This window comes from Ruegeria sp. BHSA123, assembly GCF_059613425.1.
Genome location: NZ_JBXWSL010000020.1, coordinates 1 through 12,234, shown reverse-complemented (window position 1 = coordinate 12,234; position 12,234 = coordinate 1). Strand labels below are relative to the sequence as shown.

22 protein-coding genes are annotated in these 12,234 nt (G+C 56.6%); 16 read left to right on the top strand and 6 right to left on the bottom strand.

The annotated features are described in order from the left end of the window. Positions 1–7: 7 nt before the first annotated feature. The 16 genes from AC2FNC_RS12005 (at position 8) to AC2FNC_RS11930 (ending at position 7,757) form a co-directional block, all read left to right on the top strand. Entirely contained in the window at positions 8–628 is a 621-nt protein-coding gene (locus tag AC2FNC_RS12005; RefSeq protein WP_480496041.1) for a 2OG-Fe(II) oxygenase family protein, read from the top strand. A gap of 253 nt (positions 629–881) precedes the next feature. Next, positions 882–1,088: a cold-shock protein gene (locus AC2FNC_RS12000; RefSeq protein ID WP_480474053.1), complete on the top strand. Its 207-nt coding sequence runs from the start codon at positions 882–884 to the stop codon at positions 1,086–1,088. Positions 1,089–1,272: 184 nt separating this feature from the next. Further along, on the top strand, positions 1,273–1,776 hold the full coding sequence (locus tag AC2FNC_RS11995; protein WP_496715441.1) for a hypothetical protein: 504 nt from the start codon (positions 1,273–1,275) through the stop codon (positions 1,774–1,776). A 202-nt stretch (positions 1,777–1,978) separates the two neighbouring features. Next, positions 1,979–2,185 carry a 50S ribosomal protein L29 gene (gene rpmC / locus AC2FNC_RS11990; protein WP_209505847.1) on the top strand — a complete coding sequence of 69 codons (207 nt, stop codon included), beginning with the start codon at positions 1,979–1,981 and terminating at the stop codon, positions 2,183–2,185. Between the two features lie 4 nt (positions 2,186–2,189). Next, complete coding sequence (gene rpsQ / locus AC2FNC_RS11985) at positions 2,190–2,420, top strand: 30S ribosomal protein S17 (RefSeq protein WP_209505845.1); 231 nt, start codon at positions 2,190–2,192, stop codon at positions 2,418–2,420. A gap of 75 nt (positions 2,421–2,495) precedes the next feature. Beyond that, the gene (rplN, locus tag AC2FNC_RS11980) at positions 2,496–2,864 is read left to right on the top strand and encodes a 50S ribosomal protein L14 (protein ID WP_005621870.1); all 369 of its coding nucleotides are present in this window, start codon (positions 2,496–2,498) and stop codon (positions 2,862–2,864) included. A 2-nt stretch (positions 2,865–2,866) separates the two neighbouring features. Beyond that, positions 2,867–3,178 (top strand): 50S ribosomal protein L24, encoded by a 312-nt coding sequence (gene rplX, locus AC2FNC_RS11975; protein ID WP_480484776.1) that lies wholly within the window; start codon positions 2,867–2,869, stop codon positions 3,176–3,178. Beyond that, complete coding sequence (gene rplE, locus AC2FNC_RS11970; RefSeq protein ID WP_480484777.1) at positions 3,171–3,731, top strand: 50S ribosomal protein L5; 561 nt, start codon at positions 3,171–3,173, stop codon at positions 3,729–3,731. Before rplX ends, rplE begins: the two co-directional genes overlap by 8 nt. Positions 3,732–3,750: 19 nt before the next feature. Continuing rightward, complete coding sequence (gene rpsN, locus AC2FNC_RS11965; RefSeq protein ID WP_142639784.1) at positions 3,751–4,056, top strand: 30S ribosomal protein S14; 306 nt, start codon at positions 3,751–3,753, stop codon at positions 4,054–4,056. A gap of 13 nt (positions 4,057–4,069) precedes the next feature. Continuing rightward, entirely contained in the window at positions 4,070–4,462 is a 393-nt protein-coding gene (gene rpsH, locus AC2FNC_RS11960; protein ID WP_209505841.1) for a 30S ribosomal protein S8, read from the top strand. 11 nt (positions 4,463–4,473) lie between these two features. After that, positions 4,474–5,007 carry a 50S ribosomal protein L6 gene (rplF, locus tag AC2FNC_RS11955; protein ID WP_039523384.1) on the top strand — a complete coding sequence of 178 codons (534 nt, stop codon included), beginning with the start codon at positions 4,474–4,476 and terminating at the stop codon, positions 5,005–5,007. Positions 5,008–5,018: 11 nt separating this feature from the next. Further along, complete coding sequence (rplR, locus tag AC2FNC_RS11950; protein WP_010437103.1) at positions 5,019–5,378, top strand: 50S ribosomal protein L18; 360 nt, start codon at positions 5,019–5,021, stop codon at positions 5,376–5,378. 186 nt (positions 5,379–5,564) lie between these two features. Next, on the top strand, positions 5,565–6,134 hold the full coding sequence (rpsE, locus tag AC2FNC_RS11945; RefSeq protein ID WP_480474056.1) for a 30S ribosomal protein S5: 570 nt from the start codon (positions 5,565–5,567) through the stop codon (positions 6,132–6,134). Positions 6,135–6,146: 12 nt separating this feature from the next. Then, complete coding sequence (rpmD, locus tag AC2FNC_RS11940; protein WP_480496045.1) at positions 6,147–6,335, top strand: 50S ribosomal protein L30; 189 nt, start codon at positions 6,147–6,149, stop codon at positions 6,333–6,335. A gap of 134 nt (positions 6,336–6,469) precedes the next feature. After that, positions 6,470–7,297 (top strand): VOC family protein, encoded by an 828-nt coding sequence (locus AC2FNC_RS11935; RefSeq protein ID WP_480520327.1) that lies wholly within the window; start codon positions 6,470–6,472, stop codon positions 7,295–7,297. A gap of 247 nt (positions 7,298–7,544) precedes the next feature. Beyond that, positions 7,545–7,757, top strand: coding sequence for a DUF1127 domain-containing protein (locus AC2FNC_RS11930; protein ID WP_209505835.1), 213 nt, complete (start codon positions 7,545–7,547; stop codon positions 7,755–7,757). Positions 7,758–8,038: 281 nt separating this feature from the next. On the opposite strand, the gene AC2FNC_RS11925 is transcribed toward AC2FNC_RS11930, so the two are convergent. From AC2FNC_RS11925 to AC2FNC_RS11900, 6 genes are all read right to left on the bottom strand, one after another. Next, complete coding sequence (locus AC2FNC_RS11925) at positions 8,039–8,335, bottom strand: 50S ribosomal protein L23 (protein ID WP_170609990.1); 297 nt, start codon at positions 8,333–8,335, stop codon at positions 8,039–8,041. Continuing rightward, on the bottom strand, positions 8,332–8,949 hold the full coding sequence (rplD, locus tag AC2FNC_RS11920; RefSeq protein ID WP_480474058.1) for a 50S ribosomal protein L4: 618 nt from the start codon (positions 8,947–8,949) through the stop codon (positions 8,332–8,334). Before rplD ends, AC2FNC_RS11925 begins: the two co-directional genes overlap by 4 nt. After that, a complete protein-coding gene (gene rplC / locus AC2FNC_RS11915; RefSeq protein WP_171638102.1) occupies positions 8,946–9,671 on the bottom strand; it encodes a 50S ribosomal protein L3 in 726 nt (241 codons plus the stop codon). The genes rplD and rplC overlap by 4 nt, the downstream gene beginning before the upstream one ends. An 18-nt stretch (positions 9,672–9,689) precedes the next feature. Next, complete coding sequence (gene rpsJ, locus AC2FNC_RS11910; RefSeq protein ID WP_008756422.1) at positions 9,690–10,004, bottom strand: 30S ribosomal protein S10; 315 nt, start codon at positions 10,002–10,004, stop codon at positions 9,690–9,692. A 175-nt stretch (positions 10,005–10,179) separates the two neighbouring features. Further along, positions 10,180–11,907, bottom strand: a complete 1,728-nt coding sequence (locus AC2FNC_RS11905) for an amidohydrolase (protein WP_480554843.1) — start codon at positions 11,905–11,907, stop codon at positions 10,180–10,182. Positions 11,908–12,147: 240 nt separating this feature from the next. Further along, positions 12,148–12,234, bottom strand: an 87-nt coding sequence (locus AC2FNC_RS11900) for an EF-Tu C-terminal domain-related protein (protein ID WP_370001509.1), incomplete at its 5' end; no start/stop codon positions are given.

Here is a 12,234-nt window from a genome sequence, read left to right as displayed (position 1 = left end):
CAGCGCCATGCCACAGATTGAATCACTCTTCGTCACCCGCCTCTATCGTGCCTCTTTGTCCGAGTTCGGTCCCCCGATCGATGCGGAGGAGTTGGAAAGCTCGTGCCTTGTCATCGCCGAGGATGACGAGGCCGGTCAGGACTGGTGCGAAGAAAACGGCTATCCCGGTTACACCAGCTATGCTTCGCTGACCGACCTGCCCTGGCGGTTTCCGATATTCGCCGATCTGGTCAAAGCGCTGGACAGCCATGTGGCGGCTTTTGCCAAGGATCTGGAGTTTGATCTGGGTGAGGGTGAGCTGAAGCTGGAAGACCTGTGGATCAACATCCTGCCCGAGGGTGGCATGCATTCCAGCCATCTGCACCCGCACAGTGTGATTTCCGGCACCACCTATGTGGCGATGCCCGAAGGCGCGAGCGCGCTGAAGCTGGAAGACCCCCGCTCAGGCCGCATGATGGCCGCGCCGACGCGGCTGAAAGGTGGGCGACGCGATTTGCAGCCCTTCATCTATGTGAAGCCGCAGGTGGGCGATGTTCTGCTGTGGGAAAGCTGGCTGCGCCACGAGGTGCCGATGAACATGGCCGAGGAAGAGCGGATTTCAGTGAGTTTCAACTATAAGTGGGAGTGAGCATCAGCTCATTGCACGGTAGTTGTTCAGTGTAGCGTTTGCGAGACGAACGGGCGGCCCCCTACCAATCACGATTCACAAAGAGTTTTCGATAACACTTGCAATATGTGCCGACATGGACCATGTGAGGCACGCTTACGTTTTTCTTTTTCGACCACTGTCTCCCGATATTCGGCGTTCAGTCTCTCGATCCAGACCGACCACGCCGCGCTGTCGCAATTCCGCGGACAGCAATTATTTGGAGAATACGGATATGGCCAATGGCACCGTAAAATGGTTCAACACAACTAAAGGTTTTGGCTTCATCGCACCGGAGACCGGTGGCAAAGACGTGTTTGTACACATCTCTGCTGTCGAACGCTCGGGTCTGACCGGTCTGGCCGACAACCAGAAAGTAACATTCGACATCGAGCCCGGCCGTGACGGCCGCGAGTCGGCTGTGAACATCGCTCTGGCGTAAGTCGCCCAGACTTAGACAGTTGCAGACGCGGTCTCGTGCAAACGGGGCCGCGTTTTTCGTAAAAGCGAATTTGAGCCATCTGATCTCAATCATTCCATTGGGTTCAGACACACGATAGAATCCAAGCTATGCACCCGCCCGTCATGTTGAGGTGTATTGTTCAGGCTTTGGTCAGGCATTTACGATGCAAGCCCTATTCTCATTCGTTCTGGTTGCGACAATTGCCTGCACGACAAGTGCTGTGGGGCAAGTTGCGAACCCGCACCGCATCTACGAAGACAGCTGTGCCGGATGCCACGCCCCCCATTCCGGTGATTTCGTTTGGGAGGAGCTTGGTGTGTCAGATGGTGTGCTGGTCGGAGCCCGGTCCGGACGGGCGGTCGAAAATTACTTGCGCTCCGGTCATGGCGGGGTGACTACGGACAAGGCCGAGGTACTGCTTGCTCATTTCCGGATTATTCGGGACTCGGGCGGTGTCTTCATCGAGAAATGCCGTATTTGCCATGTGACCGCCGTGGAGCTTGCGCGAAACAATCTGATCCTTGACGAAGGGAAGCTGACGGGGCGATATACCGGGCGTGACATCGGAGCGTTCCTGGACGGTCATGGCCGTCTTTCGCCGGAAGAGGTTTCCGAGATGCTGTCCGTATTGACCAGAGTGGCAAATAGCCAGGGTCTGACACGGTGACACAAGCGGGTTTTTGATTTCGGGAAATTCCCTGTTCCCGCATGGCAAACTTTCCCTTGCCACCCCACCCCTAACCCCCTATAGAGCGGCATCTTGCGGTCTCCCGGCGTTGTCGGGCGATTCGTATGTCTATCATTCATCCACCAGGTCAAAGGTGACCCGAGTACGGGGCCTTCTGGTGTTTTGAGCAAAGGAAAAGGCGATGAACGCCCAAGAACTGCGTGACAAGACCCCTGATCAGCTCCGCGAGGAACTGGTCAACCTGAAGAAAGAAAGCTTTAACCTGCGCTTTCAACAGGCAACCGGTCAGCTGGAAAACACTGCTGGCATCAAAGCGGCCCGCCGCAACGCTGCCCGCGTCAAAACCATCCTGAACGAAAAGGCCGCTGCTGCGGCATCCGAGGAGTAATCAGATGCCCAAGCGTATCCTGCAAGGCACCGTGACCAGCGACGCCAACGAACAGACCATCACCGTGCTGGTCGAGCGCCGTTTCAAGCACCCGCTGCTGCACAAAACCGTTCGTAAGTCCAAGAAATACCGGGCTCATGACGAAAAGAACGCCTTCAAGGTCGGCGACTCTGTACGCATCATCGAATGCGCGCCGAAATCGAAGACGAAACGTTGGGAAGTTCTGGAAGCGTAAGCTTCCGGGATTTTTCATTTGTCGAAACCCTGGGGGATTTAATCAGACCAGCCCCCACAGGTCGGGAGAAACCACATGATCCAGATGCAGACCAATCTGGATGTCGCTGACAACTCTGGCGCACGCCGAGTTCAGTGCATCAAGGTCCTGGGTGGTTCCAAGCGTAAATACGCCTCCGTTGGCGACATCATTGTCGTCTCGGTGAAGGAAGCCATCCCGCGCGGCCGCGTAAAGAAAGGTGACGTCCGTAAGGCCGTCGTCGTACGCACCGCCAAGGAAGTCCGTCGCGAAGACGGCACCGCGATCCGTTTCGATCGCAACGCCGCCGTCATCCTGAACAACAACAACGAGCCCGTAGGTACCCGTATCTTTGGCCCCGTTGTTCGTGAACTGCGCGCGAAGAACTTCATGAAAATCATCTCGCTGGCTCCGGAGGTGCTGTAATCATGGCTGCTAAACTCCGCAAAGGCGACAAGGTCGTCGTGCTGTCCGGCAAGGACAAGGGCAAAGAGGGAACTATCACCTCGGTTGACCCCAAAGCCGGCAAAGCTGTGGTCGATGGCATCAACATCGCCATCCGCCACACCCGCCAGTCGCAAACCTCGCAAGGCGGCCGCCTGCCCAAAGCTCTGCCGGTCGATCTTTCGAACCTGGCACTGCTGGACAAGAACGGCAAAGCAACCCGCGTTGGCTTCCGCGTGGAAGGCGACAAGAAAGTTCGCTTCGCCAAGACCACAGGGGACGTGATCGATGCTTGATAACGCAACCTACACCCCGCGTCTGAAAGCGCAGTACGCCGAGACCATCCGTGCCGCTCTGAAAGAAGAGTTCGGCTACAAGAACGACATGCAGCTGCCCAAGCTGGAAAAAATCGTTCTGAACATCGGCTGTGGTGCCGAGGCCGTCAAAGACTCGAAGAAAGCGAAAGCTGCTGTCGAGGATCTGACTGCAATTGCCGGTCAACAGGCCGTTTCAACTAAGGCGAAGAAGTCGATCGCGGGTTTCCGCGTCCGGGAAGACATGCCGCTGGGTGCGAAAGTGACCCTGCGCGGTGACCGGATGTACGAATTCCTGGATCGTCTGATCACGATCGCAATGCCGCGTATTCGTGACTTCCGCGGTGTTAAGCCTTCTTTCGACGGTCGTGGCAACTTTGCCATGGGCATGAAAGAGCACATCGTGTTCCCGGAAATCGACTTCGACAAGGTCGACGAGGTCTGGGGCCTGGATATCGTAATTGCCACCACAGCGAAAACCGACGCTGAAGCAAAGGCATTGTTGAAAGCATTCAACATGCCGTTCAACGCGTAAGCGCCGGGAGGATTGAGACATGGCTAAAAAAGCAATGATCGAACGCGAAAAGAAGCGCGAACGCCTGGTGGCCAAATATGCCGCAAAGCGTGCCGAGCTGAAAGAAATCGCGAATGACGAGAGCAAGCCGATGGAAGAGCGTTTCAAAGCGCGTCTGAAACTGGCGAAACTGCCGCGCAACAGCTCGGCTACCCGTCTGCACAACCGTTGTCAGCTGACCGGTCGTCCCCACGCTTACTACCGTAAGCTGAAGGTCAGCCGTATCATGCTGCGCGAGCTGGGTTCTGCTGGTCAGATCCCCGGCATGGTGAAATCGAGCTGGTAAGGGAGACATAGATATGAATGATCCTATCGGCGATATGCTCACCCGTATCCGCAACGCGCAAATGCGCGGCAAATCCACCGTATCCACTCCGGCGTCAAAGCTGCGTGTTTGGGTTCTGGACGTGCTGGCGGACGAAGGCTACATCCGAGGCTATGAAAAGACGACCGGCGAAAACGGTCATCCGGCCATCGAAATCAGCCTGAAATACTACGAAGGCACCCCTGTCATTCGCGAACTGAAGCGGGTTTCGAAACCCGGTCGCCGCGTATACATGGGCGTCAATGACATCCCGCAGGTCCGTCAGGGTCTGGGCGTGTCGATTGTCAGCACTCCGAAAGGTGTGATGTCGGACGCAAACGCTCGCTCCAACAATGTTGGCGGCGAAGTGCTCTGCACCGTCTTCTAAGGAGGTCTGCAATGTCTCGTATTGGTAAAAAACCGGTCGAGCTGCCCAGCGGCGTAACCGCCTCTGTGTCGGGTCAGACCATCGAAGTCAAAGGTCCGAAAGGCACCCGCAGCTTCACCGCCACCGACGACGTAACGCTGTCGGTTGAAGACAACGTGGTCAAGATCGACCCTCGCGGCATGTCCAAGCGTGCCCGCCAGCAGTGGGGCATGAGCCGCACCATGGTTGCCAACCTGGTAACCGGTGTGACTGAAGGCTTCAAAAAAGAGCTGGAGATCCAGGGTGTTGGTTACCGGGCGCAGATGCAGGGCAACACCCTGAAGCTGAACCTGGGCTATAGCCACGATGTTGATTTCACGGCTCCGGAAGGTGTCACCATCACCGCACCGAAGCAGACCGAAATCGTTGTGGAAGGTATCGACCAGCAGCTGGTGGGCGAAACCGCGGCCAAAATCCGCGAGTGGCGCCGCCCCGAGCCGTACAAAGGCAAGGGCATCCGCTATAAGGGCGAGTTCATCTTCCGCAAGGAAGGCAAGAAGAAGTAAGGACGCAGACAATGGCAAACAGCAAAAGAACCCTGTTTCTGAAGCGCCGCCTGCGCGTTCGGAACAAACTTCGCAAGGTCAACGCGGGTCGTCCGCGCCTGTCCGTACACCGTTCGAACAAGAACATCTCTGTTCAGCTGATCGACGACGTACGTGGCGTGACCCTGGCCTCGGCCTCGACCCTGGAAAAAGATCTGGGTGTTGTTGGCAAGAACAACGTCGAAGCGGCGACGAAAGTCGGCGCGGCCATCGCCGAGCGTGCCAAGAAGGCAGGCGTCGAAGAGGCCTATTTCGATCGTGGCGGCTTCCTGTTCCACGGCAAAGTGAAGGCTGTCGCCGACGCTGCGCGTGAAGGTGGCCTGAAGATCTGATGGTGTGCCGGGCTGAAGCCCGGCCTACCGGATACGACGCCGTAGGCCGGGCTTCAGCCCGGCACCGGCACTTTGAAGGCGGGTCCGCCCGCCTCGATGATCGGGGAGCCCCAGAATGTCATTCACGGGTTCACTTCGATTGAGTAATTGGCGCCGCAAGCGCCTCTAGAGGAAAAGGGATGCCAAATGGCAGAACGTGAAAACCGTCGGGGCCGTGGCCGCGACCGTGAAGAAACACCGGAATTTGCAGATCGCCTGGTCGCAATCAACCGCGTGTCGAAAACCGTAAAAGGTGGTAAGCGCTTTGGCTTCGCCGCTCTGGTGGTTGTCGGCGATCAGAAAGGCCGCGTCGGCTTTGGCAAGGGTAAAGCGAAAGAAGTACCTGAGGCCATCCGCAAGGCGACTGAGCAAGCCAAGCGTCAGATGATCCGCGTGCAGCTGCGCGAAGGTCGGACCCTGCACCACGACATCGAGGGCCGTCACGGCGCCGGTAAAGTGGTTATGCGCGCCGCGCCTGAAGGTACCGGTATCATCGCCGGTGGTCCGATGCGTGCCGTGTTCGAAATGCTGGGCGTCAAGGACGTTGTGTCCAAGTCGCTGGGCTCGCAGAACCCGTACAACATGATCCGCGCCACCATCGATGGCCTGCAGAAAGAGCAGAGCCCGCGTTCGGTTGCCGCACGTCGTGGCAAAAAGGTTGCTGACATCCTGCCCAAGCGGGACGAAGCACCGGCTGCTGCTGAAGCAGAAGCATAAGGAGAGCACGTCATGGCAAAAACCATCGTCGTCAAACAGGTCGGTTCGCCGATCCGTCGCCCCGCCGAACAGCGCGCAACCCTGATCGGCCTGGGCCTGAACAAGATGCACAGAACCCGTGAGCTGGAGGATACTCCTTCGGTGCGCGGCATGATCCGCAAGATCCCGCATCTGGTTGAGATCGTCGAAGAGCGCGGTTAAGCCCGCCTTCATCGGAAAGAACAAAAACGCCTCCGGTCAATTCGGGGGCGTTTTTTGTTGGCACTTCAGCTTCTTGGGGATTCCTTCCTCCAACCCGGATCTCAGGAGCGGCGTGTTCTGATTGATCTGTATCAATGACCAAATGGGTTGTGATGAACTACCCAGCGTGTTCCACGCAGGAGGTTCTTGAAGTGAGTGCGGATAAGACAGGACGGATCGTATGGCATGACCTCTTTACGCCTGATCTGAACGCTTCCGAGGCTTTCTATGGCCGTGTAGCGTTGTGGGATTTCATTAAGGAAAGCACCGAAGACTATGTCTGGGGTCGGGGAAAAGGGGAATTCACTCTTGCTCTTCTGAATGGGGAGGCCGGAAGTGGATTGACCAAAACTCCAGCGGGTTTTGATGCCGGCTGGCTTCCCTATTTCGAAGTTCCCGATGTTGACAAGTATTCAAAGCGTGCCGAGAAGCTGGGCGCGCACATCATTCGACGCCCCTTTGATGTGCCCGGCGTTGGGCGAAACTGCCTATTGTTGGACCCCTTGGGAGCCAGGTTTGGCATTTCCGTTTCACAACACGATTACCCGATACCTACACAACAGTTCACAACAGAGGTTTATCTGAGCGAAAGCCCGGAGTTTCCAGTCGAATTCTACCAATCGTTGTTTGACCGAACATCTTCGAAGACGGATGGCACGGGCGCGGCCGGGCCAGGTCAGTGGCTTACACATATTCCTGTGGTTGCTTCACCAGATATAAAGATACGTGAAAGATGCGCCTGGCTACCTGGAATTAAGGTCACCGCTATCGAGGATGCGGTACGTGATGCTTTGACGCTTGGAGCGTCCGAAGTGCGTGTTCGATCACGGCAAAGCGCGCAGCATGCACCGCGTGTGTTTCGTGATCCGACGGGACTTTATTTTGCATTTCAGCAGGTGGGTCCGGTATTGGGAACAAACTGAAAGTCGCTGCAAACCGCAGATGGCCATCGCGTCAATCTGCAGGTCAACTGCAAAATCCATGCCAATAGGAACAGGAACCAGGCTACGAGCAATCCAACCAGCGAAAGTTATTCGCCGCATGCATACCGGCTAGACCAAAATCTGCGTTGTTAGCGATAGCAAACGCTCCTATCTCTGCCTTGTCCAATGAAGGAACTCAAAAGGAAACGTCAGGGAATACGCCCTGATACGAGAAAGGAATACAGAGATGACAACTGCGACACTGACCCATACCGGCTTCAACTTCGGCACCCGGATCGCTGACATGATCACACGGATCAAAACAGCCCGCGCTCGTGCTGCTGAGTATCAGCGCACCTATACCGAGTTGCAGCGTCTGAGCAACCGTGAGCTGGACGATATCGGCATCCGCCGCTGCGACATCGCAGATATCGCGCACCGGCACGTATATTGCTCATAACCACGCACACAATTAAAACGACCCAAAGGCGCCTTGACGGCGCCTTTTCTATATCCGTTGCTGGCTCTGCCCCGCTTGCAGGCCGCTCAGAGGCCGCCAGAGGGTGCGATGGCTGTTGAGGCGGCCAATGAGCCCGAAACGTCAGAACCGCCCTGAGGCGACCGCTGGAGGGCGTGTGACCGCCCTGCCCTGACGCGCGTCCCCAGCTTCGACGCCTGAAACGAAATCGGCCCCGGCGGAGTGATCCACCGGGGCCGTAAAGTGTCGCTGTAAGCGTCGGATCAGAGACCGGTGCTTACGTCGATTGTGTTACCCTCTTCCAGGGTCACATATGCTTTCTTGACGTCCTTCCGACGGCCCAGCTGGCCGCGGAACCGCTTGACCTTGCCTTTGGTCACGGTGGTGTTCACCGCCTTGACCTTCACACCAAACAGCGCCTCAACGGCCTCTTTGATCTGCGGCTTGTTGCTTTCGATCGCCACTTCAAAGACAACCGCGCCATTTTCGGACGCCATGGTCGACTTTTCGGTGATGATCGGCTTGCGGATCACGTCGTAGTGTTCTGCCTTCGCGCTCATTTCAGACGAGCCTCCAGTGCTTCGACAGCCGCTTTGGTGAGCACCAGGGTGTCACGCTTGAGGATGTCATAAACGTTTGCACCCATCGACGGCAGGATATCCAGACCTTCGATGTTGCGCGACGCCTTCAGGAACCCTTCGTTCACGGTCGCGCCGTCGATGACCAGAGCGCGTTTCCAGCCCAGGTTTGCAACCTGTTTGGCCAGTGCGGCGGTCTTGCCTTCTGCTTCGGCGTTCTCGATCACAACCAGTTCACCTGCTTTGGCTTTTGCCGACAGAGCATGGCGCAGGCCAAGCTTACGGAACTTCTTCGGCAGGTCGTGGCCGTGCGAACGAGGGGTCGGGCCCTTGTAAACACCACCCTTGCGGAAGATCGGTGCGTTACGGTCACCATGGCGTGCGCCACCGGTGCCCTTCTGGCGATAGATCTTCTTGGTCGAGTAGCTGGTTTCCGAGCGGGTCTTGACCTTGTGGGTGCCGGCCTGCGCATTGTTGCGCTGCCAACGGACCACACGGTGCAGGATGTCCGCGCGCGGCTCGAGGCCGAACAGGTCTGCATCCAGCTCGATGTCGCCGGCCTTGCCGCCGTCCAGTTTGATTACATCAAGTTTCATGCTTCACCACCTTCCGCGGATACTTCTTCCGCAGGTGCTTCGGTTGCAGCCGATTTCACAGCAGCCGGGAAAGGCAGGCCTTCCGGTGCTTTCTTCTTCACGGCGTCCTTGACGGTGACCCAGCCCGATTTCGGTCCGGGAACGGCGCCTTTGATGAAGACCAGACCACGGTCGGCGTCGGTTTTGACAACCTCGAGGTTCTGGGTGGTAACACGGGCAGCACCCATGTGACCGGCCATCTTCTTGCCTTTGAACACCTTGCCCGGATCCTGACACTGACCGGTCGAGCCGTGCGAACGGTGGCTGATCGACACACCGTGCGAGGCGCGCAGACCACCGAAGTTGTGGCGCTTCATCGCACCGGCAAAGCCTTTACCGATCGAGGTGCCCGAAACGTCAACCTTCTGACCAGCCAGGAAGTGCTCGGCCGAGATTTCGGCTCCCACTTCGATCAGGCCATCTTCGGAGACGCGGAACTCGGCCAGCTTGCGCTTGGGCTCGACCTTGGCAGCGGCGTAGTGGCCGCGCATGGCCTTCGAGGTGCGTTTTGCCTTGGCAGCACCAGCGCCCAGCTGAACGGCGGTGTAGCCGTCTTTTTCAGCGGTCCGCTGTGCAACAACCTGCAGGTTGTCCAGGTGAAGAACGGTCACAGGGATCTGCTTGCCGTCTTCCATGAACAGGCGGGTCATGCCAACTTTTTTTGCGATAATACCAGAGCGCATAATCTATACCCTCCGATCTTACGACTGCAGCTTGATCTCGACATCCACACCAGCAGCCAGGTCGAGCTTCATCAGCGCGTCCACAGTCTGGGGGGTCGGATCAACGATGTCGAGCAGACGCTTGTGCGTGCGGATCTCGAACTGGTCGCGGGATTTCTTGTCAACGTGAGGGCCACGGAGAACCGTGAACTTCTCGATCTTGTTCGGCAGCGGGATCGGGCCGCGCACGTTCGCGCCGGTCCGCTTGGCAGTGTTGACGATCTCTTGCGTGCTGGCATCCAGAACGCGATAGTCAAATGCCTTCAGCCGAATACGGATATTTTGGCTTTGCATAGTAACAGCCTTTTATCAGGCGTTGAGGTTGAGAGGAGGACAGACGCGCATCGCCAACCCTCATCGAACCCAAAAGGCGGGAATCATCCCGCCTTGATGTTCTTGTTGAGAACCTGCGCGTATTAGTGGGGTTGGCGGGGTTTGACAAGGGGCAAACGTCACAAAGAACACCGTTTTATTCGCCGCCAGACACGCCATTGGTTAGCCATGCGTCTTCTACCTTCATCCCTTGGTAAACCGCATGCAGATACAGATGGGCAATCACAGGATCATTTGAGAACGGCGAGTAATCCAATTTGCCCTCTCGGACACCCACTTCGGCTTCATAAACAATCTCGTCGCCCTTCACGGTTACAAGCACTTCTAGTTCCGCCAGTGTTTCTGGGTCAACGGATGTGGGGTCGTCTGACAGGATCACGAAATCCGCAACTTTGCCAACCTCAATGGACCCCTTTTCATCTTCCTCGAAATGCTGCCAAGCGGGCCAGATTGTCATGGCTTTCAAGGCAGTCATAACATCGACCCTTTGATGCGGCCCCAAAATATCTCCAGAGCGTGTGCGTCTAGTAACCGTCGCAGCAAGAACACGCATGCTATCTGGAAAGGCCACCGGGGCATCGTGGTGTGTACCAAACATCATGTCCCGCTCAAGCAGCCATCCTGTGGGTGAGATATTGTCTGCATTGACCGGCCCAACGGTGTGATCACGATGCCAATCCCCCCAGTAAAACGTGTGCATCGGGAAAAGCGATGGGAATACGCCGAGGCGTTTAAAACTCGCAACCTGATCCTCTCTTAGAAACTGACCGTGGATCAGAACCGGACGATTCCCCGGGTCGCCATACTTCATCTGTGCCTCTTCGAGAGCTGCTATCAGCATGTCAGAAGCCCCTTCCCCGTTAGAGTGCACAAGGATTTGGAACCCATTTTCGTAACACCAATTAACGGCGTCCTGTAGCTGCTCCATCGTAATAGCAGCATACCCTGCATAACCGGCGGAGTAGCTTCCGACTGGATCATAATAGGGCCGATCCCTCAAAGCCGTGAAACCCTGAGGCGAGCCGTCAATCGTTAGCTTGCAGCCCCCGACCCGAACCCGGTCGTCGTAGTTCTTGGAGGTGTTTGCACCTATATATTCCCTGGCCTCAAGAACATCCGGGAAGGCTACCACGTCAATTGGGAGCCCATCTTCGGCGGCAACTTTCTTGAGAACGTCAACAATTTCTCCTGAGGTTCGGCCTTCTTGTCCGGTCGTGTATCCAAACTGTGCCCAAAGTTCGGTTCCAGCTTTGGCAAATGCCGCCAGGCCTTCTTCACCCAGATTTCCTAACATGGGCACAAGGACCGAAAAGAACGCATACTCTTCCAGAACACCGTTTGGCTCACCGGCGTCATCGCGTTGAATCACTCCGCCCGGAGGGGCTTTTGAAGCGGCTGTGATGCCTGCCAACTCTAGAGCTTTCGAGTTTGCTACTCCCAAATGCCCGGACTGATGAACGATAACGACCGGCAAGTCCTCAGACACAATGTCCAGTTCTTGTCGCGTAGGGTGGCGCAGTTCCTTTAATTGAGCATTGTCGTAACCAAAGCCGATGATCATTTTGACCTGTTCAACGGCTTGCGCATTTTCGTCGGCCCAGTCAGTCAACGTGGCTTGCAGACTGGCGATATCAACGACTTTCCCATCAGGCGGCGCAAGAAGGTTGGCGGACAATGCCTGCAACCCCCCCATGACCACATGACCGTGGCTATCTACAAAACCCGGAAGCATCGCGCGGCCTTCCAGGTCAAACGTTTCGGTTTCTTCACCGCGATGCATCGACAAATCAGACAACGACCCCACAGCAAGAACGCGTCCGTCTTTGACTGCGACCGCTTCAGCGGACGGAGCCTTATCGTTCATCGTTAACACAGGCCCTCCGAGATAAATCCTGTCCGCGATCTGCTGTGCGGACGCTGATGTGGATAAATAAACAAGTGCAGCAACTAGACCAACTGAACGCGCCAATAAGTGCATGCTGTGACCTCTTTCTAATTGTGATGCCTCAATATGAGAGAAGTAGCATTACAATCAGCTTAGGCAAAAACGAAAAAAGGGCGTCCCGAGGGAAGCCCTTTTCGTTGGTTCATTCGCTTGTGCGAATTATTCAGTAATCTTCGACACGACGCCGGCGCCGACGGTGCGGCCGCCTTCGCGGATGGCGAAGCGCAGGCCCTGCTCCATCGCGAT

Excerpts from the sequence above, each read along its gene's own strand:
- AC2FNC_RS11905 (WP_480554843.1), bottom strand. The coding sequence starts at position 11,907 with ATGAACGATAAGGCTCCGTCCGCTGAAGCGGTCGCAGTCAAAGACGGA.
- rplF (WP_039523384.1), top strand. The coding sequence starts at position 4,474 with ATGTCTCGTATTGGTAAAAAACCGGTCGAGCTGCCCAGCGGCGTAACC.
- AC2FNC_RS11925 (WP_170609990.1), bottom strand. The coding sequence starts at position 8,335 with ATGAGCGCGAAGGCAGAACACTACGACGTGATCCGCAAGCCGATCATC.
- rpsQ (WP_209505845.1), top strand. The coding sequence starts at position 2,190 with ATGCCCAAGCGTATCCTGCAAGGCACCGTGACCAGCGACGCCAACGAA.
- rpsH (WP_209505841.1), top strand. The coding sequence starts at position 4,070 with ATGAATGATCCTATCGGCGATATGCTCACCCGTATCCGCAACGCGCAA.
- AC2FNC_RS12005 (WP_480496041.1), top strand. The coding sequence starts at position 8 with ATGCCACAGATTGAATCACTCTTCGTCACCCGCCTCTATCGTGCCTCT.
- rplD (WP_480474058.1), bottom strand. The coding sequence starts at position 8,949 with ATGAAACTTGATGTAATCAAACTGGACGGCGGCAAGGCCGGCGACATC.
- rpsE (WP_480474056.1), top strand. The coding sequence starts at position 5,565 with ATGGCAGAACGTGAAAACCGTCGGGGCCGTGGCCGCGACCGTGAAGAA.
- rplE (WP_480484777.1), top strand. The coding sequence starts at position 3,171 with ATGCTTGATAACGCAACCTACACCCCGCGTCTGAAAGCGCAGTACGCC.
- rpsJ (WP_008756422.1), bottom strand. The coding sequence starts at position 10,004 with ATGCAAAGCCAAAATATCCGTATTCGGCTGAAGGCATTTGACTATCGC.
- rpmC (WP_209505847.1), top strand. The coding sequence starts at position 1,979 with ATGAACGCCCAAGAACTGCGTGACAAGACCCCTGATCAGCTCCGCGAG.
- rplR (WP_010437103.1), top strand. The coding sequence starts at position 5,019 with ATGGCAAACAGCAAAAGAACCCTGTTTCTGAAGCGCCGCCTGCGCGTT.
- AC2FNC_RS11995 (WP_496715441.1), top strand. The coding sequence starts at position 1,273 with ATGCAAGCCCTATTCTCATTCGTTCTGGTTGCGACAATTGCCTGCACG.
- rplN (WP_005621870.1), top strand. The coding sequence starts at position 2,496 with ATGATCCAGATGCAGACCAATCTGGATGTCGCTGACAACTCTGGCGCA.
- AC2FNC_RS11935 (WP_480520327.1), top strand. The coding sequence starts at position 6,470 with ATGACCAAATGGGTTGTGATGAACTACCCAGCGTGTTCCACGCAGGAG.
- AC2FNC_RS12000 (WP_480474053.1), top strand. The coding sequence starts at position 882 with ATGGCCAATGGCACCGTAAAATGGTTCAACACAACTAAAGGTTTTGGC.
- rplX (WP_480484776.1), top strand. The coding sequence starts at position 2,867 with ATGGCTGCTAAACTCCGCAAAGGCGACAAGGTCGTCGTGCTGTCCGGC.
- AC2FNC_RS11930 (WP_209505835.1), top strand. The coding sequence starts at position 7,545 with ATGACAACTGCGACACTGACCCATACCGGCTTCAACTTCGGCACCCGG.
- rplC (WP_171638102.1), bottom strand. The coding sequence starts at position 9,671 with ATGCGCTCTGGTATTATCGCAAAAAAAGTTGGCATGACCCGCCTGTTC.
- rpsN (WP_142639784.1), top strand. The coding sequence starts at position 3,751 with ATGGCTAAAAAAGCAATGATCGAACGCGAAAAGAAGCGCGAACGCCTG.
- rpmD (WP_480496045.1), top strand. The coding sequence starts at position 6,147 with ATGGCAAAAACCATCGTCGTCAAACAGGTCGGTTCGCCGATCCGTCGC.